The organism is Sphingomonas sp. G-3-2-10, from assembly GCF_012927115.1.
Lineage (GTDB): Bacteria > Pseudomonadota > Alphaproteobacteria > Sphingomonadales > Sphingomonadaceae > Sphingomonas.
On the sequence record NZ_JABBFY010000001.1, the window covers coordinates 392,605 to 415,570 of the forward strand.

Below are 22,966 nucleotides of genomic sequence, written 5' to 3' on the forward strand. Positions count from 1 at the left end.
GGTCCATCTGGAGCTCACCGGAGTTTTCATGAAGCAATCCTATCCCGTACTGCCGCTTCGCGACATCGTCGTCTTTCCGCACATGATCGTGCCGCTGTTCGTCGGCCGCGACAAGTCCGTCGCCGCGCTCGAAGCGGCGATGGCCGACGACAAGGAAATTTTCCTCGTCGCGCAGCTCGATCCGAGCGAGGACGATCCCGGCCGCGAAGACCTGTACGACACCGGCGTCTCGGCCGAAGTGCTCCAGCTGCTCAAGCTGCCGGACGGCACCGTGCGCGTGCTCGTTTCGGGCAAGGAGCGCGGCAAGCTCGACGTGCTGAGCGAGGATGGCGCATTCCTGACCGCGACCGTGCTGCCGGTCGAAGCCGGTGACGCAAGCCTCGAGGCTGCCGATGCGGCACTCGCCGGCGAAGTCGCGAAGGTGACGCTGGACGACCTCAGCCCCGAGCTGAAGGCGCTGATGCGCTCGGTGATCGACCAGTTCGAGAATTACGCCAAGCTCAACCGCAAGCTGCCGGCCGAGACCGCGGTCCAGCTGTCCGAGCTGGAGGATCCGTCGCGCCTCGCCGATGCGGTCGCCGCCAACATTGCCGTGAAGGTCTCCGACAAGCAGGCGCTGCTGGTCGAAAGCGATCCGCAGAAGCGCCTGGAGATGGTGTTCGCCTTCATGGAAGGCGAGCTGGGCGTGCTGCAGGTCGAGAAGAAGATCCGCAGCCGCGTGAAGCGCCAGATGGAGAAGACCCAGCGCGAATATTATCTCAACGAACAGCTCAAGGCGATCCAGCGCGAGCTGGGCAATGAGGGCGAGGAAGGCGATGGCGACGAGATCGCCGACCTGACCCAGAAGATCGCGACGCTGAAGCTGTCGAAGGAGGCGCGCACCAAGGCCACTGCCGAGCTGAAGAAGCTCAAGACGATGGCGCCGATGAGCGCCGAGGCGACGGTGGTGCGCAACTATCTCGACGTGCTGCTGGGCCTGCCTTGGGGCAAGAAGTCGAAGATCAAGAAGGACATCGCCGCCGCGCAGGCGGTGCTGGACGAGGATCATTACGCGCTGGAGAAGGTGAAGGACCGGATCGTCGAGTATCTCGCGGTCCAGGCGCGCACCAACAAGCTGAAGGGGCCGATCCTGTGCCTCGTCGGCCCTCCCGGCGTAGGCAAGACCTCGCTCGGCAAGAGCATCGCCAAGGCGACCGGGCGCGAGTTCATCCGCCAGTCGCTGGGCGGCGTGCGCGACGAAGCCGAGATCCGCGGCCATCGGCGCACCTATATCGGCTCGCTGCCGGGCAAGATCGTGTCGAACCTGAAGAAGACCGGGACCAGCAACCCGCTGTTCCTGCTCGACGAGATCGACAAGCTGGGTCAGGACTTCCGAGGCGATCCCGCTTCGGCGCTGCTCGAGGTGCTCGATCCGGAGCAGAACAACAAGTTCAACGACCATTATCTGGAGATCGACATCGATCTTTCGGACGTGATGTTCGTATGCACCGCGAACTCGCTGAACCTGCCGCAGCCGCTGCTCGATCGCATGGAGATCATCCGTCTGGAGGGGTACACGGAGGACGAGAAGGTCGAGATCGCCGAGCGGCATCTGGTCGAGAAGCAGGTCGAGGCGCATGGGCTGAAGGCCGGTGAATTCACGCTCACGACCGAAGGCCTGCGCACGCTGATCCAGCAATATACCCGCGAAGCCGGCGTCCGTACGCTGGAGCGCGAGATCGCCAAGCTGGCGCGCAAGGCGCTGCGCAAGATCCTCGAAGGCAAGGTCGAGAGCGTGACGATCACGCCGGATAACCTCGCCGAATTCGCGGGTGTGCAGAAATATCGCCACGGCTTGGGCGAGGAAGAGAACCAGATCGGTGCGGTCACCGGGCTCGCATGGACCGAGGTCGGCGGCGAGCTGCTGACGATCGAAAGCGTCACTGTGCAGGGCAAGGGCGCGATCAAGACGACCGGCAAGCTGGGCGACGTGATGAAGGAATCGGTCGAGGCCGCGTTCAGCTTCGTCCGTGCGCGCGCCCCGGTCTATGGCATCAAGCCGAACCTGTTCGCGCGCAAGGACATCCACGTCCATCTGCCCGAAGGCGCCGTGCCCAAGGATGGGCCGTCGGCGGGCATCGGGCTGGTGACGGCGATCGTTTCGACCATGACCGGGGTGCCGGTGCGTCGCGACATCGCCATGACCGGCGAAGTCACGCTGCGGGGCCGGGTGCTGCCGATCGGCGGGCTGAAGGAGAAACTGCTTGCGGCGTTGCGCGGCGGCATCAAGACCGTGCTGATCCCGCACGAGAATGAAAAGGATCTGGCCGAAATTCCCGCGAACATCCGCGAGGGGCTGGAGATCATTCCGGTGAAGCATGCCGACGAGGTGCTGCGACTGGCGCTTACCGAGCCGCTCCAGTCGATCGAATGGACCGATGCGGATGAACTTGCGGCGCAGCCCCCGGTGGCGGTGCAGGGCATCGAATCCGCGCAGCGCCACTGAGTTCGCATCCCTCTCCCGCTTCGGCGGGAGGGGGATTTGGCGCTCCTGCGGTGAAGTGAAACAACGTCATCAATTCGCCATTTACGGCGAAAATCCGCCCGATTCCCTTTGACAGCGGTATCCGCCCCGTGCTGACTGGCCCTTCCGGCTAAAGGCCGCGAGTCATTCATAAACATTAACAGTTTAGCGCAATTACAGGGGGTTCTCCGGGAATGAACAAGCAGGAACTGATCGGCACCGTCGCCGACACCTCGGGTCTGGGCAAGGGTGACGCGAGCAAGGCAGTCGAGGCCGTGTTCGACGCGATCTCGGCAGCGCTGAAGAAGGGCGACGAAGTTCGCCTGGTTGGCTTCGGCACCTTCTCGGTCAGCAAGCGCAAGGCGAGCACGGGCCGCAATCCGCGCACCGGCGAAGAGATGACGATCAAGGCGTCGAACCAGCCGAAGTTCAAGGCCGGCAAGGGCCTGAAGGACTCGGTCAACTGATATCGGGTCTGGTGGCGTTTCAGGGGCTGGACAGCCTGCCCCGCGCCGCCTAAAGGCCCGCTTCCGGTTTTTCCGCCACGCGGATCCGGGCGCGTAGCTCAGCGGTAGAGCACACCCTTCACACGGGTGGGGTCACAGGTTCAATCCCTGTCGCGCCCACCATTTCAAGCCCCGCAGGTCGCAGGACCGGCGGGGCTTTTTGGTCAGCGCGGTTGTGGGGCGGAGGCATTCGCCGGCGGCGCGAGCGGAGACTTCGGCGCGAGCTCGCTTGCGGTCACTTCCTCCAGCGAAAAGACCTTTTGCCGTTCCCGGGCCGGAGGGAAGCAGAAATTGTCGACATTGCGATGCCGCGCGGGAGCGCGAACGGCCTGGATTTGCTTGGGGGATTCCTGCTGGCCGGCAATTTCCCGATAGATTCTTCCCAGCACCGAGGTCTTGGAAGGTTCGGGGTCGTTGCGGCGTACGACAAGATCCTGCGCGCCGCGGACGATGAACGTCTGCCCGCCGCACCGCACGATCGCGGCCTGCGATCCGGCCCAGATCAGCTTCGGCACGAAATATCTGCCGCCGACATCCTGTCCGTTGACCGATCGTACGAATCCGGCGCCGTCGGTCGCCATGATCCCCAAGCGCTGGATCGTCGAGAGCCCCGCGACTATGACGGCGGCGGGGATCACAGAGTAGAGCAGGGGGCGCCACATCGCACGCTGAACCTCGCGCAGGTTGCTTCCAATTTCTTTCCAGCTGGCCAGTTTGCTGTGTTGCCAGAGGTGCTGGATCTGCATTCGCAGAACGAAGATGAGCGCTGCTGGCGGCAACATGAGACCGAAGTTCGTCAGGGTCCGCCAAGACGGCACCGGCGTCGGAGGCCAGGGCGCGGTCAGCAGGCAGACGGTGAGCACCAGCATGAAGGTGAAGGGCAAGGCGTTCTGAAGAAGATCGCGTGCGCCGCCGTCGAAGATCGCGATCAGGAAGACGATGACCAGTCCAGCGATCATGAACACGAGCATGTAGCAGAGCATCGTTACCAGCGCGGCGAGCCCCTGGCGCACAATGTCTTCGGTCGAGGCCACTTCCAGAAACGACATGCCGCGCGTCTGGAAGACGGCTTCGTGCATGGCCGCCGACAGCGCGAAGCTCAGTACCGTCAGCACCGAGAATATCTCGAAGACGATGCCGATCGCGCGGCTGCCGAACGGGCGGAACTGCCGTCTTGCTTCCTGGATCGGGTTTTCTGTCGCTGCTTCCGCCGGCGTGGCTACGTGAGTCAGATCGAGGGCGAACTGTTCGTCGTTGTGGTTGTCGTCCATGCCTCCCCCGAGTTTATCCCGAAGGTTCGCATCTAAAGTTCCGCCTGCGCAATGATCTCGTGCCGAAATCACACCGAAATGGCTGCGATTGCCGTTTTCTTCGTCAAATCGCCGGTGGGACCGCTTCGTGACGCTTTGCTGCGTCGCGGCAACCGCGTCACGAACCTGTCATCGAACCGTCTCTCAAAAGTCTTCGATCTCGCACCGTCGAGTCACGCGCCGTCCCTAGCGGGGGCCTGCGACCGGCAGGGGGAACACCGAGTCGCGCTTCACAGCACGACCCCACCCCATGCCCGGCACCCGACCCGGAACGGAGATTTTATGGCCAGCTTCACGCGTCTCAGCCTCATCCTCATGACCAGCTGCTGCGGCGGCGCTTTGCTCTCGGGCTGCGACGGCGCGCTCAGCGTTGCTTCGCCTGGCGAGGGTGTGATCGTTGTCCCGGCGCCGACCCCGGCTGCCCCGACCCCGAGCCCCACGCCCACCCCGACCCCGGGCACGCCGGCAGCATCGTGCCCCAGCGGCACGATCGATCGCGGTGTCATCGGTTCGTTCCGCGGCTGCCGCATCCCTTCGCTGATCACCGGCACCACGACGCTCGCGAAGCTCCCGGGCGTCGCCTATGAAATCAACGGCCGCGTCGATGTGGGCATCGACATCGGCGGCGCAGGCACCGCACCGGGTGGCCAGTCGGCGATCCTGACCGTTGCTCCGGGCGCGATCTTCTACGCCAACGAACTCGACGCCGATAACGACTATCTGATCGTCAACCGCGGCTCGCGCATGCTGGCGGAAGGCACCGAAACCGCACCGATCATCTTCACCTCGGGCCAGAACCTGCGCGGCACCGCGACCGACGAGTCGCAGGGTCAGTGGGGCGGCATCATCCTCGCCGGCCGCGCGCCGATCTCGAACTGCAACCTCGGCGGCGTCGTCGGCGGCGCAGCGAACTGCGAGAACGTCGTCGAAGGCACCGGCACCGCGCTGTACGGCGGCGATGCGCCGGCCGACAACTCGGGCGTCTTCCGCTACGTCCAGATCCGCTACTCGGGCACGATCCTGGCCGAAGGCGTCGAGCTTCAGGGCCTGACGCTGGGCGGCACCGGCTACGGCACCGCGATCGATCACGTCCAGATCCACAACAGTTCGGACGACGGCATCGAAATCTTCGGCGGCCGCACCAACCTGAAGCATATCGCGATCACCGGCGCGGACGACGACTCGCTGGATTACGATGTGGGCTGGCGCGGTCAGGTCCAGTTTCTGCTCGCGGTGCAGAAGCCGACCAACACCCAGAGCGACAATTACATGCTCGAGATCGACTCGAACAATGGCGAAGACGCACTGCCGCGCACCTGGGGCCAGATCGCCAACTTCACCTTCGTTCACACCACCACCGGCACCAATGCGGCGATCCGCATCCGCGGCGGCGCAGACAGCCGCTTCGTCAACGGCATCGTGACAACGCCGCAGGCGTGCCTCAACATCGTCGCTGGCGCCGATGCCGGCGGCAAGACCACGATCCGCGCCGCTGACTCGACGCCGTCGACCAGCAGCCCGGTGGTCACCGGCACGCTGGGTGCGCTGCAGGAATATGGTCCGCCGCTGTTCCACTCGATCTACTTCGCCTGCGGCACCAACAAGTATGCCGCCAGCACCGTCAACGGCGTCTCGGTCACCACCGCCGAGCAGCTGGCGGTTGTCGAGAACGCGCCGAGCACGAACATCGTGATCGGCGGCACCATCGGCGCGGCGCTGGTCAACATGTATCAGATCGGCACCGGCCCGGCGGCAGTCACTGCGACCAACGCAGCGAACTTCAATCCGGCTCCGGCGACCGGCCTGGCGGCATTCTTCGTCAACGCGCCGTATCTCGGTGCGGTCTCGCCGACGGCGGGTGATCCGAACGCCACCTGGTTCCAGCGTTGGACCTGCAACTCGAACCGCATCAACTTCGGTGCGACGAGCGGCGCCTGCACCGCGCTGCCGGTCAACTAATCGACCGACTTGTGGACTTGCGGGGCGGTGGCCAGTCCGCCGCCCCGCTCGTCACATCCACTTCCCGATACTCCGACCGGACAGGCACATGAAAAAGCAGCTCGCTTTCGGCACGCTCCTCCTTGCAACGACGACCCTGATAGCGCCTGCCGCGCTGGCGCAGGACGCAGGCACCGTCGTCACCCCGACCACGCAGGACGAACAGGCCCAGGATCCGGTCGAAGCGGAGCAGGAGGTCGAGATTTCGGCCCCCGGCGCCGGCGATACCGGCGAAATCGTCGTTCGCGGCCGGAACGTTCCCAATGTGGTGCGCGCCACCCCGCAGGTCGTGTCGGTGCTGTCGTCGGAAGACATTGCCCGCACCGGCGAAGGCGACGTCGCGGGCGCACTCGAGCGTGTTACCGGCCTTTCGGTGGTCGGCGACGGCTTCGTCTATGTCCGCGGCCTCGGTGACCGCTATTCCTCGTCGCTGCTCAACGGTTCGCCGCTGCCCAGCCCCGAGCCGCTGCGCCGCGTGGTGCCGCTCGACATTTTCCCGACCAACGTCGTGGCTTCGGCGCTGGTGCAGAAGAGCTATTCGGCCAACTATCCCGCCGAGTTCGGCGGCGGCGTGATCAACCTGACCACGCGCGCGGTGCCCAAGGACCGCTTCATCCAGTTCGGCGCGTCGATCGGCGCGGACACGATCACCACCAGCAACCTCGGCTATGTCTATGACGGCGGGGACAGCGACTTTTTCGGCTATGACAGCGGCGAGCGCAGCGTGCCTGCCTTCATCCGCGACGCCGGCCGCAATCGCACCGCGATCCTGCCGTCGAACGTCATCACCGGTCTGACCAACGCCGAAACCACCTTGGCCCAGACCAACTATCACATTCCGCCGAACCTGAGCTGGGAAGCCAGCCTCGGCGGCTCGGTCGATGTCGGCGGCGTCCGGCTTGGCCTGATTGCGGCGGGCGGGTTCAGCAACTCGTGGCGCACCCGCGATGCGATCCAGCAATTCTCGATCGACAATGACGGCGGCCTTGCCAAGGACTTCCGCACCGTCACCACCGACAATCGCATCCTCGTCAACGGCCTGCTCGGCTTCGGCGCCGAGTTTGGCGAGCACAAGATCCGCTGGACCAACCTCTACATCCACGACACGCTCAAGCAGACCCAGCTTGGCGCGGGCGGGCAGGGCAATAATTTCGACGTCGTCGACGGCAAGCAGTCGTTCCTCGACCAGTCGACCAACTGGTTCGAGCGTCAGCTGATCAACACCCAACTGGCCGGCGAATTCAAGTTCGGCGACCTCAGCGTCGATCTGCGCGGCGCCTATGCCAACACCAAGCGCAAGTCGCCGTACGAGCGCTACTTTCGCTACCAGTATGTCGATTTCCGCGGCACCGTGCCGATCCATGACTATATCAACAATCTCGGCACGCTGACCCCCGCGACGATCGCGTTCAGCGATCTGAACGAGGATCTGTGGTCGGGTCAGGCGGACCTTTCGTACCGCTTCAACACCGCGTTCCCCTTCTCGCTGTCGGCCGGCTACGCCTATAGCGACGCGGACCGCACTTCGAGCCGCTACTCGTTCCAGTATTTCGGTCCGGGCGGCGTCGCGCTGCCCGACGTGCTGGCGCAACTGCGTCCCGACTATCTGCTTTCGGACGATACCATCCTGAACGGCTGCCGCCGCTTCATCCCCGGCTTCGACCCGAACAGCACCCAGTGCATCGAGCTGCGCAACACCTCGGCCAATTCGGGCTCGGCGGAATATGTCGCCGAACTGAAGATCCATGCCGGTTATGTGCAGACCGAGATCGAGCCGACCGACGGCCTGCGCTTCAACCTTGGCGTGCGCTATGAAAAGGCGGACGAGAGCGTCAACACCGGCGGCGCGATCAACACGCGGCTGAACAACGCCTATTGGCTGCCCGCGGCCACGCTGACCTGGAACTTCGCCGAGGACATGCAGCTGCGCGTCCACGGATCGAAGACCATCGCCCGCCCGCAGTTCCGCGAGCTCGCTCCGCAGCTTTATCAGGACTTCGAAAGCAACCGTCAGTTCTACGGCAACCCGCTGCTGAACGACTCCCAGCTCTATAACGGCGAACTCCGCTTCGAGTGGTTCTTCGCCCGCGAGCAGCGCGTGACACTGGCCGGCTTCTTCAAGAAGATCGACAAGCCGATCGAAACGGTGGCCTTCTTCCCGGGCGGCTCGACCACCCCGCAGGTCGGCTTCTCCTATGCTCCGAGCGCTCGCCTGTACGGCGCCGAAGTAGAAGGCGTGAAGTACATCCCGCTCGACTTCATCTCGCCCGCGCACCGGCTGCTGCTGATCGCCAACTACACCTACACCAAGTCCGAACTGAGCGTGGACGAGAGCCTCGTGCCGAGCCCGCTTCAGGGTGGCGTGGCGACCTATGTGAAGGCGAACCAGCTGTTCGTGAACGGCGATCCGCTGGTCGGCCAGTCGGACCATCTGGTGAACTTCCAGCTGGGCATCGAAAATCGCGACCGGCTGTCGCAGGTCACCTTCCTGGTGAATTATGCCAGCGACCGCGTGACCAATCGCGGCCCGGTTCCGCCTTCGGGCACCGGTATCCCCGAGCCGAACATCGTCGAGCGGCCGGGCTGGCGCTTCGATATCGTCGCGCGTCAGGGCTTCACCCTTGGCGGCGTCGATCTCGAACTGAAGTTCGAGGCGCGCAACCTCACCAAGCGCCGCTACGAGGAGTTCCAGATCTTCCCGAACGGCGTGCGCCGCGACGTGAACACCTATGACATGGGCCGCAGCTTCTCGCTCGGCATCAGCGCCACCTTCTGATCGCTCCCGCGATTAAAGGGGGAATGGCCCCGGAGTGACGAAAGTCGCTCCGGGGCCTTTTCTGTTCCGGGACCTGCGCAATGACCTCGGCGCAGTGCTTATAGTTGTATTTCAAAACGATAGACTTCGCGACATATGTTCTATGCCATAACAGTTGTTGACAATCTGCCCGAACTTGTATGTAACACTTACTATCACCGGGCTCATCAGAGGCTCGATTTACGAAGGGGAGGACAGGATGGCATTGGGTTTCCGTGCGCGCATGGCATCGGCATGCAGCGGCATCGTACTTGGCACTGCTTTGCTTTCGGCGACGCCGGCGCTGGCGCAGGACGCGCCCGTCGAGGCAGCTGCCGATACCGACATGAGCGAGGGCGAAATCGTCGTCACCGCGCGCCGGCGTGAAGAGAGCCTGCAGGACACGCCCGTCGCCGTTTCGGCGTTCAGCTCCGAAATGCTGGAGAACCGGCAGATCGTCGCGACGCAGGACCTTGAGCGCATCACGCCCAGCCTTCAGTTCAAGCCGGCTGGTCAGCTTTCGGGCAACAGCGCATCCTCGGTCGTGTTCATCCGCGGCGTGGGCCAGGTCGATCCCACCGCTGCGGTCGATCCCGGGGTCGGCATCTATCTCGACGAAATCTATCTCGGCCGCGCCGTCGGCGGCGCCATCGATTTCGGCGATATCGCCGGAGTCGAAGTGCTGCGCGGGCCGCAGGGCACGCTGTTCGGCCGCAACACGATCGGCGGCGCGATCCTGATCCGCTCGCGCCAACCCGAACTGGGCGAGTTCAGTGGCAAGGCGCGGGTGCGCGCGGGCAATGACAGCCTGCTCGAAGGCTTTGCCGCGCTGAACCTGCCGATCGGCGACACGATGGCGATGCGCGTTTCGGGTGGCTTCCGCAAGCGCGACGGCTATGTCATCCGCGCCTTTGACGGCCTCGATCTGGGCAATGAGAATCGTTACTCGTTCGCGGGCTCGTTCAAATGGGAGCCTTCTAACGACTTCAATCTGCTGTTGCGCGCCGACTACAGCAAGCAGGACGAACATGGTGCGCCCTTCGTCTTCGCCGGGATCAACGAACAGGCGCCTGTAGCAGCGATCGCCAGCGTTGCGGCGGGTTGCCCCGGCGCGACGATCCCGTTCGCGCCGATCGCGCCGGGCGACCCGCGCTTCGGCGCGCCCAATGTGCCGATGACCAACGATGCGCGCTGCGCCAACGATCTGCAGGCCAAGGGCCCGTTCGTGAACGGCGGCACCGCGCCGGTGCAGAGCAATTCGGAAGTCTGGGGCCTTGCCGGGACGGCCAATATCCGCCTGACCGATCATGCCTCGATCAAGCTGATCTCGGCCTATCGCGAAACCAGTTCGCGCGGCGTGCGCGACGGCGACAACACTCCGCTGCTGCTCATCACCACCGATGTCGCGGCGGAATCGGCGCAGTTCAGCCAGGAGGTTCAGCTCCAGCTCGATTTCGGCACCGTCAACGCGATCCTCGGCGGCTACTTCTTCAACGAAGTGACGCACGAGCGCGCCACCGTGCTGCTCGCATTCCCGCCTTCGCCCCCCGTCATCTCGTCGTTGCTGGCCGGCGGACCCGGATCGCGCGATCTGCAGATTTCGCGGCTCAAGACCGACTCGGTCGCGGCGTTCGGCGAAGTGACATGGGAGCCGGTGCAGGGCCTCGAGATCAGCGGCGGGCTTCGCTACACGTCGGACAGCAAGACCTATCAGGGCACGGTGCTGAACCTGTTTCCGGCCACGCTGCCGGATCCGAACCCGCTGCCCACACTGGCGACCTCACAGGGCGGTCCGCTGTTCATCTTCAACACGCCGAACAAGCAGGCCTTCTCGGCGCTGACCGGTTCGGCGAGCATCCAGTATCGCTGGAACGACGCGATCAGCACCTACGCCTCCTATTCGCGCAGCTTCAAATCTGGCGGCTTCAACACCCGCTACAATGCGGCTCCTGCCGGCAATGTGCCGGTGCCGTTCGGGGAAGAGAAGGTCACCAGCTACGAAATCGGGGCCAAGACCAATATCGGCCGCCTGCGGCTGAACATCGCGGCGTTCGAAGCGCAATATGACGATATCCAGCTGATCTTCCGCCAGGGCGTGGTGCCGTTGCTGTTCAACGCCGGCGAAGCGCGCATTCGCGGCCTTGAGCTGGAGGCCAATTATCGCTCGCCCTTCGGCCTGACGTTCGACGGCGGTCTCAGCCTGCTCGACGACCAGATCAAAACCGTCACCCCGGTGCCGGGTGCGACCGCGACGGTGACGCCTTCGGACGACCTACCGTTCACTCCGGCACTCCAGGCCAATTTCGGCCTCGGCTATGTGATCCGGCTGGGCGGCGATACGACGCTGACGCCGCGTATCGACGGCAGCTACACGTCGAAGATCACCTTCATCACCGGCAGCATTCCGCTGATCGAGGAGAATGGCTATTTCCTCGGCAACGCATCGGTGGCGCTGAAGCTGGGCAACGGGCTGGAGATCAGCGGCGGCGTGAACAATGTGTTCGATGCGCGCTACCTCATTCAGGGCAACGCTTCGCTCGCGACCTTGGGCTATGCCGAGCGCATCTTTGGACGCCCGCGCAGCTGGTATGTCCAGGCCTCGATGAGCTTCTGAGGCGTTCGGAGCGGCGGCCGCGCGAAACGGCCGCCGCCTGTTCCCGCGCTCAGCCCCAGGGCCGTTCGCGATACCATTTGGTGATGACGTATTTCAGCCCCGCGCGCACCGGCATCGCATGGTGCAGGGTCGAGGGATTGGGCGTGCCGTTCACGCGCAGATTGTTCCACGCCAGAACCTTGCCCACCTCCGGCTGGACGATCTTGTCGATCGCCTTGAACCGGGTTGCGCCGCCCGCGGCGACTTCGTTGAGGTAGATCATCACCGTCCAGGTCCGCTGGCCCGCGACGGTGCAATATTTGGCGAAATCCTGTCCCGAGGGCTCGAAATAGTCGGTGTGCGCCTTGAACTCCTGCCCGATCTCGTAGCGCTGGCCCTGCATCGGCTCGCCATGACGCGGATCGAGGCCGGTCATCTCGGTGATGCGGCGTTCGACTTCCATCACCACCGCGTCGCTCGACGGCAGATCGCAGGTCTCGCTGGTGCGGAAGGCGTAGTCGCCATTGGCGTCGGCGATGGTCGAGGGGCGGCGGTCCTGATCGATCTTCATCATCAGCAACTGGCAGATTTCGGGCTCGACAAAGCCCTTCTTGATGAACATCGCCACCTTGGGGCTGGGCACGCGCTGAACGCCGGGCTGGGCGCCCATATGGGCCATCACCGGTTCGGAAGGGTGGCCGGAGCCGAGATTGACGAGGGTCGCGGTCTGCATGACCCGGCTTTTGCCAAATCGCGCCGGGCGATTCCAGCCCGGCGCGCGGTTGCCACGCGAACGTAACAAAAGCGCAAGGCCGGTGTCACACGATGTGCCTAGGCGAGTCACATGGCCCTCGAATCCTCCCAGCTGACGCCGGATGCGCCCGTTGCGGGCCGCGATCTGGCGAGCGGGATCCTGGCCGAAGCGCGCAGCCGTGACGCGACTCATGTTCATATCGAGCCGCATCAGGGCGGCACGCGGGTGCGCTTGCGCATCGGCGGGATGCTGCGTGAAGCGCTGAGCCTGCCGGCGCCGGCCGATCTGGATTTTCAGCCGCATGGCGTCGATGTCGCGCGGCTGCCGACGCCGCACGGCGATCGCATCGTGCTCCACCTGCCGGTTCCGGCGATGCGGTTCGGCGAACTGGAGGCGCTCGGAATGCCGTCGCGGCTCGCGCTGGCGCTCGGTGGCGATCTGACGCGGGGCGGGCTGATGATCGTCGCCGGACCGGACGGATCGGGCAAGGCGACCACGCTCCGCGCGCTGTTGCGCGAAGCCGATGACGGTACGCGTAACGTGCTGATTGCGCGCGATGCCGAGGAACTGCGCGCGGCGCTGCGCCAGGACCCCGATGTGGTGATGATCGAATCGATCGCCGATCGCCAAGTCGCCGCGCTGGCGGTTCAGGCGGCGGGGCAGGGGCATCTGATCCTTGCCGGTGTCGATGCGCCGAATGCGGTGGCGGCAATCCAGCAGTTGCGTGACTGGCGAGTCGAGCCGTTCCAGCTTGCGTTCACGCTGCGCGCGGTGGTCGCCCAGCGGCTGGTGAGGCGGCTGTGTCATGCCTGCCGCGAGCCAGTGCAGGCGCAGGGATCGGTCTCGGCGCTGCTGGGCTTCGATTCCGGCGCGGTGGTCTATGCGCCTGTCGGGTGCGAGCGGTGCGACAGCGGCTATGCCGGGCGAACCGCAGTGTTCGAGGCGATCCATGCCGATGCGGCGTTGCGCCGGCTGATCAACGATGGCGGCGACGGCGCGATCATCGCGCGGCACGCTTTCCTCAATTCGCCCAATCTCGGCTCCGCAGCGCGGACGCTGGTGCGGCAGGGCGTGATCACCTCCGAGGAGGCCGTCAGAATTTCGCGCGGATAACCCGCGACATTATCTTGCGCTCGCGCAAACTGCCCGCTAAGCGGCCCTTCTTCGCGGCGACCGTAGTTCAATTGGTTAGAGCGTCGGCTTGTGATGCCGGAAGTTGCGGGTTCAAGTCCCGTCGGTCGCCCCACTCTCTCTCGTGACTGCCCGCACCCATAGACGGGTAGCGCATCCGCAGGAACGAACATGCTCACCGACTGGGGTTTCCCCGATTTTGACGACCATGAAGGCGTCCACCTGTTCAGCGACCGCGAATCGGGCCTGAGCGCGGTCATCGCGATCCATTCCAGCAAGCTCGGTCCCGCAGCCGGCGGCGTGCGCTTCTGGCATTATGCCGACAGCGCGGCGGCGATCACCGATGCGCTGCGCCTGTCGCGCGGCATGAGCTACAAGAACGCGATGGCCAATCTGCCGCTGGGCGGTGGCAAGGGCGTGGTATTGGCGCCGAAGCCGGGCGCTGAGATCACCACTGCGCAGCTCGAAGCATTCGGCCGCGCGGTCGAATCGCTGAGCGGGCGTTATGTCACTGCCGAGGATGTCGGCATGTCCGAGGAACGGATGAAGGTCGTCGCGACCCAGACGCGCCACGTTTCCGGCCTGCCGGTGGCGGCGGGCGGCGCGGGCGGCGATCCTGGCCCGGTCACGGCGATGGGCGTCTATCTGGGCGTCAAGGCAGCGGCGAAGCGCGGGCTCGGCGCGACCGACATGAAGGGCGTTCATGTCGCCATTCAGGGCGTGGGTAGCGTCGGCGGCGGCGTTGCCCGCCTGCTGGCGAAGGACGGCGCGCGGCTGACGCTGGCGGACGTTCACGAAGCCCGCGCGCAGGCGCTGGCTGCGGAACTGGGCGCGGAGGTCGTGTCGACCGACGCGATCCTCAGCCTAGAAGCCGATATCTTCAGTCCCAACGCGCTGGGCGCGATCCTCACCGAAGCGTCGATCCCCACGCTGAAGACCGGAATCGTCGCGGGCGGCGCGAATAATCAGCTCGCCACGCGCGCGGACGGCAAGCGCCTGCAGGAGCGCGGTATCCTCTACGCGCCCGATTACGTCATCAACGCCGGCGGCATCATCAATGTCGGCCTCGAATATCTCGGGCAGGGCGACATGGCCGAAGTGCAGGCGCGCGTGGCCAAGATTCCCGATCGTTTGGTCGAGGTGTGGGACGAAGCCGATCGTTCGGGCGATCCGCAGAGCGACGTCGCCGATCGCATCGCCCAGCGGTTGATCGGTCGCGGTTAACTCACTGATCCTTAACGGTTAAGCTACCAATATTTCGCCGATGACTCGGTCCGGACATGCGCCGGACCGGGCATCCGGTGGCGCATGTCCCGCGTTTTTTCCCGAGCGTAACTTTCCGGATGGCGATGTTTTGGCCTCGTTCAGCCGGAATATCGGAAAGCGCCGACCATGCCCGAAGCCAGAATCAACCGGAATCAGGACAAGCGCGAAAGCGTGATGATGCGCGCGGTCGTGTGGAGCCCCGGTGCGCGCTTGCCGACCGAGCATCGTATCCGCAATCTCTCGATCTCCGGCGCATGCCTGTCGCATCAGGGCCAGTTGCGCCGTGGCGACGATCTTCGCGTGTCGATCGGGCAGGCACTGGATGTGCCGGCGATCGTGATGTGGGCCACGCCCGATGCTGCTGGCATCCGCTTCGACTATCCGATGGATCTCGCCGCCGCTCGCAGGCGCGGTGCAAGTCATATGCCCGCACGCACGGGCTGGGTCGGCGACATGAACGACGCCTATCGCAAATAAGGTTACGCGATTTTAGGCATGGTTTGCCGGAACCTGCGCATTCCTGATGCTTTGTCAGCTTCAGTAGTTTCCCCAGGCGTAGTGCTACGGGGCGTAGTCTTCCGGGAGCCTCGGTTTAACTTCCGGAGACTCTGAAAAGGCAAATTGTGCTCATGCACGAACGGATTTTCACCCGCAGCGACCGCGAAAGCCTGGATGCCCGCGTCTGGGCAACCGGTGCGCCGTCGCCCAGCGTGCACGGCATCCGCACACTTTCGATGTGCGGCGCCTGCCTCGATCACGAAGGCGAACTGGAAACCGGCGTCACCACTCGCGTCTCGATCGGCCGCATCGCCAATATTCCGGCGATCGTGACCTGGGTGCGGGAAGGCTGTGCCGGCATCCGTTTCGATTATCCGATCGACCTGACAGCGGCGCGCCGGGAGCGGCTGGCTTCGGCCTGAGACGGTTTGCGATTGAACCGGATTGTGGCAGGCTGGAGCCGTGGACGGATCGTCGGCCTCCTCGCCTAGAAGGGCATGGCTAAGCCGGTACTTCCCGGCCTGGCTTCTTTTCATGCTGGCCCATGCTTGTTTCCGCGACGGGTTCACCGCGGAAGGCTTTGGCCGCTTCGGGCAGGCCGTCGCCGGGCTGGCGGTAGCCGGATTGGCGATGTGGCCCGCATTAAAGCTGAGCCGGCCAAGACTGACCTATTATTTACTGGCTGTGCTGTCCTGCGCGATCGGGTGCCTTTTCGTTGTTTTCCCTGCGCTGAACGGGGCAGGCAGTTTGATCGGGATCATGGCGTTGGCGGGCGTAACCGCGCTGGGCCTCGTCTGGTGCATCTACTACGAGCGAACCGAACCGCTGGCCTGAGCCAAACCAGCGCTGCGACAACGCCGCGACGAAATCGCGCCGGATGCAGCCAACCCGGCATGGATTCCCCGGACGAACCCCGCTATTCCGCCCGCGTGGCCGTTCTTCATGCCCTTGCAAACCCCACGCGCTTTCTGAAGATCGCGCGTCCGTTGACGCCCGTGCTGTTCTGGGCGGGCGTGGCGCTGGCTGCGTTCGGGGCGTGGGCCGGGCTTACGCAGACGCCGCCAGATTATCTGCAGGGCGAAACCGTCCGCATCCTCTACATCCACGTTCCCTCCGCATGGCTCGGCCTTGGCGGGTGGAGCGGGCTGGCGATCGCCAGCCTTTGCTACCTGATCTGGCGGCATCCGCTGGCGAACCTTGCCGCGCGGGCGATGGCTCCGGCGGGCGCGCTGTTCGCTGCGGTCTGCCTGCTCACCGGATCGATCTGGGGCCGCCCGGCATGGGGCACCTGGTGGGAGTGGGACGGACGGCTGACGTCGATGCTCGTCCTGTTCTTCGTCTATATCGCTTATATCGCGCTGGCCAAAGCTGACGCAGAACGGGGCGGCGACGGCCGCGTGCCGGCGCTGTTCGGCGTGGCGGGCACGGTGCTGCTGCCGATCATCCGTTACTCGGTGGTGTGGTGGAACACGCTGCATCAGGGGCAGAGCATCGGGCTGACGAAGTCGACCATCGATTCGTCGATGCTGTGGCCGCTGTGGTTCACGCTGGCGGGGTTCACCCTGATCTATTCGGGCATCGTGCTGATGCGGATGCGCGCGGCGCTGGCAAGCCAGAAGGTCGAGGCGCGGATGAAGCGGATGGCGGCGCAATGACGCACTGGGATTATGTGACCGCGGCCTATGTGGTGACGATCGCCGGGACCGTGGGTCTCGCCATCGCCAGCTATGTCGCGATGCGCCGCGCCGAAGCGGCTGCCGAGGAATTGAAGCGGAAATGATGAAGCCGAAACACCAACGCCTCGCGCTGGGCCTAGCGGCGCTGGCGGCGATCGCGGGCGCGAGCGGGCTGGCCCTGTCGGCGCTGAAGGACGAAGCCGCCTTCTTCTATTCGCCCGGAGATGTCGCCGGTAAGCCCTTGCCGCTGGGCAAGAATGTCCGGCTGGGCGGGATGGTCGAGGCCGGATCGATCGTGCGTGCGGCGGACGGCGTGTCGATCCGCTTTATCGTCACCGACGGCAAGGCGAAGACCCCCGTTTCGTTTCGCGGCGTGACTCCCGATCTGTTCAAGGAAGGATCGGGCGCGGTCGCTGAGGGACAGTTCCAGGCCGATGGCAGTTTCGTGGCGGACAATCTGCTCGCCAAGCATGACGAGCGCTACATGCCGCCGCAGATGGAAGGCAAGATGCACAAGTCGGACAGCCTCGAGCAATGATCGCCGAGGGGGGGCTTGCCGCACTGTGGATCGCGGCAGCGCTGGCTTTGGTCCAACTCACGCTGGGCTGGGGTGCGGCGCGTTCGGGTTCCGAGGAACTGATCACCGCCGTCCGTCGCATCGCCATCGCACAGGGCGTGCTGGCCGCGCTGGCGTTCGGCATCCTGATCCTGCTGTTCCTCAATTCCGACATGTCGGTGCTGCTGGTCGCGACCAACAGCCATTCGGCCAAGCCGTTGCTCTACAAGTTTGCCGGGGCATGGGGGAACCATGAGGGCTCGATGCTGCTGTGGGTCACCGTGCTCGCGGTGGCCGGGGCGTGCGTCGCGCTGTTCGAGCGGCGGCTGCCGGGCAAGACGCTCGCTGCGACGCTCGGTGCGCAAGCGGCGATGGCGCTGGGCTTCTACGCCTTCATCGTCTTCGCCTCGAACCCGTTTCTGCGCATCGATCCGCCGCCGCCCGACGGGCAGGGGCTGAACCCGCTGCTGCAGGACCCGGGCCTCGCCTTCCATCCGCCCGCGCTCTATTTCGGCTATGTCGGCCTCTCGGTCGCCTTCAGCTTCGCGGTGGGGGCGCTGGTGATGCGCGACGTCGGCCCGGCGTTCGCCAGGGCGATGCGGCCCTGGGTGCTGGCGGCATGGATCTTCCTGACGATCGGTATCACCGCCGGCAGCTATTGGGCCTATTATGAACTGGGCTGGGGCGGCTGGTGGTTCTGGGATCCGGTCGAGAATGCGTCGCTGATGCCGTGGCTCGCCGCGACGGCCCTGCTCCATTCGGTGACGGTGCTGGCGACCCGCGACGGCCTTCGCGCATGGACGCTGATGCTGGCTTTGGTCGCCTTCGCCATGTCGATGCTCGGCACCTTCCTCGTCCGCTCGGGTATCCTCGTTTCGGTCCATGCCTTTGCCGTCGATCCGACGCGGGGCAGCTTCATCCTCGCACTGCTCGGCATCTATATCGGCGGCGCGCTGGCGCTGTTCGGGGCGCGCGTGGGCACGATCCGGCAGGGTTCGACCTTCCAGCTCGTCAGCCGCGAAGGCGCGCTGGTGCTCAACAATCTGCTGCTGTCGGTCCTGCTCGGTATCGTCTTCATCGGTACGCTCTATCCGCTGGTGGCGCAGGCGATGGGGCAGCAGCTGTCGATCGGTCCGCCCTTCTTCAACAAAGCAGGTATCCCGGTCACGCTAGTGCTGATCGTTGCGACGATGGCCGGGCCGCTGCTGAAATGGCGCAAGGACAAATGGTCCGAGCTGGGCCGCAAGATGCTGGTGCCCGCCGCCGCCGCGATCACCGTTACGGTGATGCTGCTGGTCGTCGCGCCGGGGATCAGCCTTAACGCGACGCTTGGCCTGATCGCCGCCGGCGCGCTGGCGGTGGCCAGCCTGGTGCCGCTGTGGAAGCGCAATCTGCGCCGCACGCCGATGCACATCTACGGCATGGTGGTCGCGCATCTCGGCGTCGCGGTGAGCATCGCCGGCATGGCCAGCGACGCGGCCTTCACGCAGGAGCGGCTCGCCGCGGTCCGCGTCGGCGAAGTCGTCACGGTCGGCCCGTTCGAAGCCAAGCTGGCCGAAGTGCGCCCGACGCTGGGCCAGAACTGGTCGGCGGTCGAGGCGGTGCTGATCGTCCGCAAGGGCGACGGCAAGCCGTTCGAGATCAATCCGCAGCAGCGCTTCTTCACCGATCCGGTGACCACCACCAGCGAAGCCGCGATCCAGACGCTGTGGGACGGCCAGCTCTATACCGTGATCGGCGCGGGCGAAGGCAGCGGCAAGGACGCGCGCTGGCAGATTCGCTTGTGGTGGAAGCCGTTCGTCACCTTCATCTGGTTCGGCGGCTTCCTGATCGCGTTCGGCGCGCTTCTCGCGCTGGTTGGCCGGGTCCGCCGCGAGCGCCGCAGCGAGGAGGCGTACGAATGAGGCGGTTGCTGATCTGGGCGCCGCTCGCGCTGTTCGTCTTGGTCTTCGGGCTGGTTGCTTCCGGCTTGTTCGCGCCGGGCGAGCGTGCGGTGAAATCCGCGATGATCGGCCAGCCCGCGCCGGCCTTCACGCTGCCCGCGCTGCTGCCGGGCAAGCCGGGTGTCGACAGCAAGACCTTCGCGGATGGGAAACCGCGGCTGGTCAACGTCTTCGCCAGCTGGTGCGGCCCCTGCATCGCCGAAGCGCCGCAGCTGATGAAGATGAGGGAAATGGGCATCGAGATCGTCGGCATCGCCACGGCGGACACGCCCGAGGCGATGCTTGGCTTCCTGACGCGCAACGGCGATCCCTTCACCGCCATCGGCGACGATCGCAACCGCAAGGTCCAGTTCGCGTTCGGTTCGGCCGGCGTGCCCGAAACCTTCGTGATCGATGGCAAGGGCAAGGTGACCTACCAGCATATCGGCTATGTCGGCCCGCAGGACATGCCCAAGCTGCTCGAAGCATTGGCGGCGGCGCGATGAAGCGCTTCCTCCTCCTGCTGACGCTGATGTTCGCGGCGCCCGCGCTCGCCGATTCCGGCCTGCCGCCACCCGAGCTCGCCTATACCCAGCTCAGGGACCCGGCGAAGGAACTCCGTGCCAAGGCGCTGATGGAGACGTTGCGCTGCCTCGTCTGCCAAGGCCAGTCGATCGCCGACAGCGATGCGGAAATGGCGGCCGATATGCGTGCACTGGTGCGGCAGCGGATCGAAGCGGGCGAGACGCCCGATCAGGTGCGCGGCTGGTTGATCCAGCGTTATGGCGATTACGTCACTTATGATCCGCCCTTCAGCTGGCTGACCGCGCCGCTCTGGGCCGCGCCGGTCCTGTTGATCGCGATCGGCCTGTTCATCGCGCGCCGTTCGTTCGGCAAGGACGATGACGAGAGCGAAGGGCAGGAGGGTACCAGGGCATGAGCGGCTGGATCATGCTGGCGATCGTCGCGGCCTTCACGGGCGCGCTGCTGTTCGCGATCGGATTCCCGAAACGCCTCTGGACCATCGCCGCGACCGCGCTGACGCTGGGCGCGACCGGCTATGCATGGCAGGGCAGCCCCGGGCTGCCGGGCCATTCGGTGCTGACGAAGGAAAAGACCGGCGAAGTCGATCCGGGGATGATCGAACTGCGCGAGGCGTTCTTCGGCCGCTATAATTTCTCGTACAATTATTTCGCCGTCTCGGATTCGATGATGCGGCGGGGGCGGCCCGATCTGGCGGTGATCGCGATGCGTGGCGCGGTCGCGAAGGGCCCCGGCGACGCCGGCGTGTGGACCGGTCTTGGCATGGCGCTGGCCGAGCATGACCGGGAAGTGTCGCCCGCGTCGAAGCTGGCGTTCGATCGCGCGATGGAGCTGTGGCCGCAAAATCCCGGCCCACCCTATTTCCTCGGTCTCTACTACGCGAGGATGGGGCAGTTCGCCGAAGCGCGGAAATGGTGGGTGAAGGCGATCGAGCTTTCGCCCGACGACGTTTCGTACCGGCAGCCGCTGGTCGAATGGCTCGCGCGGCTGGATGAGGTGATCGCCAGACAGGCCGGTCAGGGGCCGCAGCAGCCACCAGTGCCGCCGCAGCCCTGAAGTCCCTCCCCCGCGGGGAGAGGGACAGCGTCGTTTACTCGCCCCAGGCTTCGAACGGCAGGTCGAGCGCTTCGGCAACTGCGGCGTGGCGGATCTTCCCCTCGGAGACGTTCAGGCCGGCGGCGAGGTGGCGATCCGCCTTCATCGCGGCTTCCGCGCCCTTGTTTGCCAGCTTCAGCACGAAGGGCAGCGTCGCGTTGTTGAGCGCGATGGCGGAGGTGCGGGCGAGCGCGCCGGGCATGTTCGCGACGCAATAATGGATCACGTCGTCCACCACATAGACCGGGTCGTCATGCGTGGTGGCATGGCTGGTCTCGAAACAGCCGCCCTGATCGATCGCGATGTCGACCAGCACCGATCCGCGCATCATCGTCTTCAGCATGTCGCGGGTCACCAGCTTCGGCGCGGCCGCGCCCGGCACCAGAACTGCGCCGATCACCACCTGCGAGCGTGCCACGGCTTCGGCGATCGCCGCCTTGTTGGCATAGGCGGTCTTGATCTGGCTGCCGAAATGCATGTCCAGCTCGGCCAGCCGCTCGTTGTTGATGTCATAGATCGTCACGTCGGCGCGCAGGCCTACGGCCATCTGCGCGGCATTGATGCCCGATACGCCGCCACCCAGGATCGCGACCTTGCACGGCGCGACGCCGGGGACGCCGCCCAGCAATTCGCCGCGGCCGCCCTGTTCCTTCTCCAGATAATGCGCCGCCACCTGGATCGACATGCGTCCGGCGACTTCGCTCATCGGCTTGAGCAGGGGCAGGGCGCCCGAGTTCGACGTCACGGTCTCATAGGCGATGCAGGTCGCGCCCGACTGCATCAGGCCTTCGGTCTGCGGCTTGTCTGCGGCGAGGTGGAGATAGGTGAAGAGCAGGTGCCGCGGCTCGAGCATCGCGATCTCGACTGCCTGGGGTTCCTTCACCTTCACGATCATGTCGGAGCCCGCGAACACCGCGGCCGCGTCGGGCGCGATCTTCGCACCGACCGAGGTATAGGCCGAATCGTCGAAGTCGATGCCCATGCCCGCTCTGGTCTCGACCAGAACCTCATGTCCGGCATGGACGAGTTCGGCCACCGAGCCGGGGGTCAGGCCGACGCGATATTCGCGGTTCTTGATTTCCTTGGGCACACCGATGCGCATGGCAGCTCTCCTGGGATTTTGTTGGCTCCAGCCTATCGCGAAGTGGCGGCGCGAATCCCTGCAAAGTTGCGCATCGAACTATGGTTCCTGTGCATGGAAATGCTATATTGTCCGATCAAACCGGGAAATATTGCCGAATGGATCGGATTTTCACTTCAATCCTGAAACTGCTGGCTGCCGATGCGAGGGCGCCGGTGAGCGGGATCGCCGCCGATGTCGGCCTCTCCCAATCGGCGTGCACGCGACGGATTCAGGCGCTGGAGACGTCCGGCCATATTCAGGGCTATGGCGCGCGACTCGGCTATCGAGAACTGGGGTTCAAGGTGACGGCGCTGGTCGACATCACTTTGGGCACGCAGAAGGAAGACGATCTCGACCGGTTCGAACGCGCGGTTTCGGCGATCGACGGGGTGGTCGAATGTGCGCTCGTTTCGGGCGGGCAGGATTACCGGCTGAAGATTCTCGCGCGCGATCTCGACGACTATGAGCGGCTCCATCGCGAGCATCTCGGCCGTTTGCCGGGGGTTGTGACGATCAATTCCAGCTTCGTCCTGCGCGCCGTGCCCACCCGGAGCGAAGCCGATGCGCTGTTTGCGGCCCGCTGAGCGGAACCGAAAGCCCGGGGCGTCGGTTGCGACTTCGAATCGCGTTGCTAGCCCATGTTGCACGTGCTAACGCGCGCCACCATTTGAAGGCGAGAAACCGGGTCGTATGACCAC

Annotated in this window: 21 protein-coding genes and 2 tRNA genes; 20 read left to right on the top strand and 3 right to left on the bottom strand. The window is 65.1% G+C overall.

Annotated elements, in window-relative coordinates; translation table 11 throughout:
- Nucleotides 1-28: 28 nt before the first annotated feature.
- From lon to HHL13_RS01995, 3 genes are all read left to right on the top strand, one after another.
- Nucleotides 29-2,485 (top strand): endopeptidase La, encoded by a 2,457-nt coding sequence (gene lon, locus HHL13_RS01985; protein WP_169554103.1) that lies wholly within the window; start codon nucleotides 29-31, stop codon nucleotides 2,483-2,485.
- Between the two features lie 212 nt (nucleotides 2,486-2,697).
- Nucleotides 2,698-2,970, top strand: a complete 273-nt coding sequence (locus HHL13_RS01990; RefSeq protein WP_169554104.1) for an HU family DNA-binding protein — start codon at nucleotides 2,698-2,700, stop codon at nucleotides 2,968-2,970.
- An 87-nt stretch (nucleotides 2,971-3,057) separates the two neighbouring features.
- Nucleotides 3,058-3,132 (top strand) — tRNA-Val (locus HHL13_RS01995).
- 41 nt (nucleotides 3,133-3,173) lie between these two features.
- Here the strand turns inward: HHL13_RS01995 and HHL13_RS02000 are convergent.
- On the bottom strand, nucleotides 3,174-4,280 hold the full coding sequence (locus tag HHL13_RS02000; protein WP_169554105.1) for a hypothetical protein: 1,107 nt from the start codon (nucleotides 4,278-4,280) through the stop codon (nucleotides 3,174-3,176).
- 321 nt (nucleotides 4,281-4,601) lie between these two features.
- Between HHL13_RS02000 and HHL13_RS02005 the strand changes: the two genes are divergently transcribed.
- From HHL13_RS02005 to HHL13_RS02015, 3 genes are all read left to right on the top strand, one after another.
- On the top strand, nucleotides 4,602-6,278 hold the full coding sequence (locus HHL13_RS02005) for a hypothetical protein (protein WP_206376820.1): 1,677 nt from the start codon (nucleotides 4,602-4,604) through the stop codon (nucleotides 6,276-6,278).
- 88 nt (nucleotides 6,279-6,366) lie between these two features.
- Entirely contained in the window at nucleotides 6,367-9,093 is a 2,727-nt protein-coding gene (locus tag HHL13_RS02010; protein WP_169554106.1) for a TonB-dependent receptor, read from the top strand.
- 238 nt (nucleotides 9,094-9,331) lie between these two features.
- Complete coding sequence (locus HHL13_RS02015; RefSeq protein ID WP_240953595.1) at nucleotides 9,332-11,725, top strand: TonB-dependent receptor; 2,394 nt, start codon at nucleotides 9,332-9,334, stop codon at nucleotides 11,723-11,725.
- 49 nt (nucleotides 11,726-11,774) lie between these two features.
- Here the strand turns inward: HHL13_RS02015 and HHL13_RS02020 are convergent, their stop codons facing one another.
- A complete protein-coding gene (locus HHL13_RS02020) occupies nucleotides 11,775-12,437 on the bottom strand; it encodes a 2OG-Fe(II) oxygenase (protein WP_169554107.1) in 663 nt (220 codons plus the stop codon).
- Nucleotides 12,438-12,548: 111 nt separating this feature from the next.
- On the opposite strand from HHL13_RS02020, the gene HHL13_RS02025 reads away from it, so the two are divergent.
- The 13 genes from HHL13_RS02025 to HHL13_RS02080 all read left to right on the top strand — a co-directional run bounded on the left by HHL13_RS02025 (nucleotide 12,549) and on the right by HHL13_RS02080 (nucleotide 21,106).
- Nucleotides 12,549-13,571: an ATPase, T2SS/T4P/T4SS family gene (locus HHL13_RS02025; RefSeq protein ID WP_169554108.1), complete on the top strand. Its 1,023-nt coding sequence runs from the start codon at nucleotides 12,549-12,551 to the stop codon at nucleotides 13,569-13,571.
- A gap of 56 nt (nucleotides 13,572-13,627) precedes the next feature.
- Nucleotides 13,628-13,704: transfer RNA gene (locus HHL13_RS02030), tRNA-His, on the top strand.
- Between the two features lie 56 nt (nucleotides 13,705-13,760).
- Nucleotides 13,761-14,813 (top strand): Glu/Leu/Phe/Val dehydrogenase, encoded by a 1,053-nt coding sequence (locus tag HHL13_RS02035; RefSeq protein ID WP_169554109.1) that lies wholly within the window; start codon nucleotides 13,761-13,763, stop codon nucleotides 14,811-14,813.
- Between the two features lie 168 nt (nucleotides 14,814-14,981).
- Entirely contained in the window at nucleotides 14,982-15,332 is a 351-nt protein-coding gene (locus tag HHL13_RS02040; protein ID WP_169554110.1) for a PilZ domain-containing protein, read from the top strand.
- Between the two features lie 152 nt (nucleotides 15,333-15,484).
- Nucleotides 15,485-15,775 (top strand): hypothetical protein, encoded by a 291-nt coding sequence (locus HHL13_RS02045; RefSeq protein ID WP_169554111.1) that lies wholly within the window; start codon nucleotides 15,485-15,487, stop codon nucleotides 15,773-15,775.
- 112 nt (nucleotides 15,776-15,887) lie between these two features.
- Nucleotides 15,888-16,187 (top strand): hypothetical protein, encoded by a 300-nt coding sequence (locus HHL13_RS02050; protein WP_169554112.1) that lies wholly within the window; start codon nucleotides 15,888-15,890, stop codon nucleotides 16,185-16,187.
- 95 nt (nucleotides 16,188-16,282) lie between these two features.
- Nucleotides 16,283-17,008 (top strand): heme ABC transporter permease CcmC, encoded by a 726-nt coding sequence (ccmC, locus tag HHL13_RS02055; RefSeq protein ID WP_169554113.1) that lies wholly within the window; start codon nucleotides 16,283-16,285, stop codon nucleotides 17,006-17,008.
- The gene (locus HHL13_RS22700) at nucleotides 17,005-17,133 is read left to right on the top strand and encodes a hypothetical protein (RefSeq protein WP_277346983.1); all 129 of its coding nucleotides are present in this window, start codon (nucleotides 17,005-17,007) and stop codon (nucleotides 17,131-17,133) included. Before ccmC ends, HHL13_RS22700 begins: the two co-directional genes overlap by 4 nt.
- Nucleotides 17,133-17,567 carry a cytochrome c maturation protein CcmE gene (gene ccmE / locus HHL13_RS02060; protein ID WP_169556719.1) on the top strand — a complete coding sequence of 145 codons (435 nt, stop codon included), beginning with the start codon at nucleotides 17,133-17,135 and terminating at the stop codon, nucleotides 17,565-17,567. Before HHL13_RS22700 ends, ccmE begins: the two co-directional genes overlap by 1 nt.
- Nucleotides 17,564-19,489, top strand: coding sequence for a heme lyase CcmF/NrfE family subunit (locus HHL13_RS02065; RefSeq protein ID WP_169554114.1), 1,926 nt, complete (start codon nucleotides 17,564-17,566; stop codon nucleotides 19,487-19,489). The genes ccmE and HHL13_RS02065 overlap by 4 nt, the downstream gene beginning before the upstream one ends.
- Nucleotides 19,486-20,013: a redoxin family protein gene (locus HHL13_RS02070; RefSeq protein WP_169554115.1), complete on the top strand. Its 528-nt coding sequence runs from the start codon at nucleotides 19,486-19,488 to the stop codon at nucleotides 20,011-20,013. The genes HHL13_RS02065 and HHL13_RS02070 overlap by 4 nt, the downstream gene beginning before the upstream one ends.
- A complete protein-coding gene (locus tag HHL13_RS02075; protein WP_169554116.1) occupies nucleotides 20,010-20,447 on the top strand; it encodes a cytochrome c-type biogenesis protein in 438 nt (145 codons plus the stop codon). The genes HHL13_RS02070 and HHL13_RS02075 overlap by 4 nt, the downstream gene beginning before the upstream one ends.
- The gene (locus HHL13_RS02080) at nucleotides 20,444-21,106 is read left to right on the top strand and encodes a tetratricopeptide repeat protein (RefSeq protein WP_169554117.1); all 663 of its coding nucleotides are present in this window, start codon (nucleotides 20,444-20,446) and stop codon (nucleotides 21,104-21,106) included. Before HHL13_RS02075 ends, HHL13_RS02080 begins: the two co-directional genes overlap by 4 nt.
- A gap of 34 nt (nucleotides 21,107-21,140) precedes the next feature.
- Here the strand turns inward: HHL13_RS02080 and ald are convergent, their stop codons facing one another.
- On the bottom strand, nucleotides 21,141-22,247 hold the full coding sequence (ald, locus tag HHL13_RS02085; RefSeq protein WP_169554118.1) for an alanine dehydrogenase: 1,107 nt from the start codon (nucleotides 22,245-22,247) through the stop codon (nucleotides 21,141-21,143).
- A gap of 137 nt (nucleotides 22,248-22,384) precedes the next feature.
- Here ald and HHL13_RS02090 point away from each other — a divergent pair, with 137 nt between their 5' ends.
- The gene (locus tag HHL13_RS02090) at nucleotides 22,385-22,852 is read left to right on the top strand and encodes an Lrp/AsnC family transcriptional regulator (RefSeq protein ID WP_169554119.1); all 468 of its coding nucleotides are present in this window, start codon (nucleotides 22,385-22,387) and stop codon (nucleotides 22,850-22,852) included.
- Nucleotides 22,853-22,966: the final 114 nt, after the last annotated feature.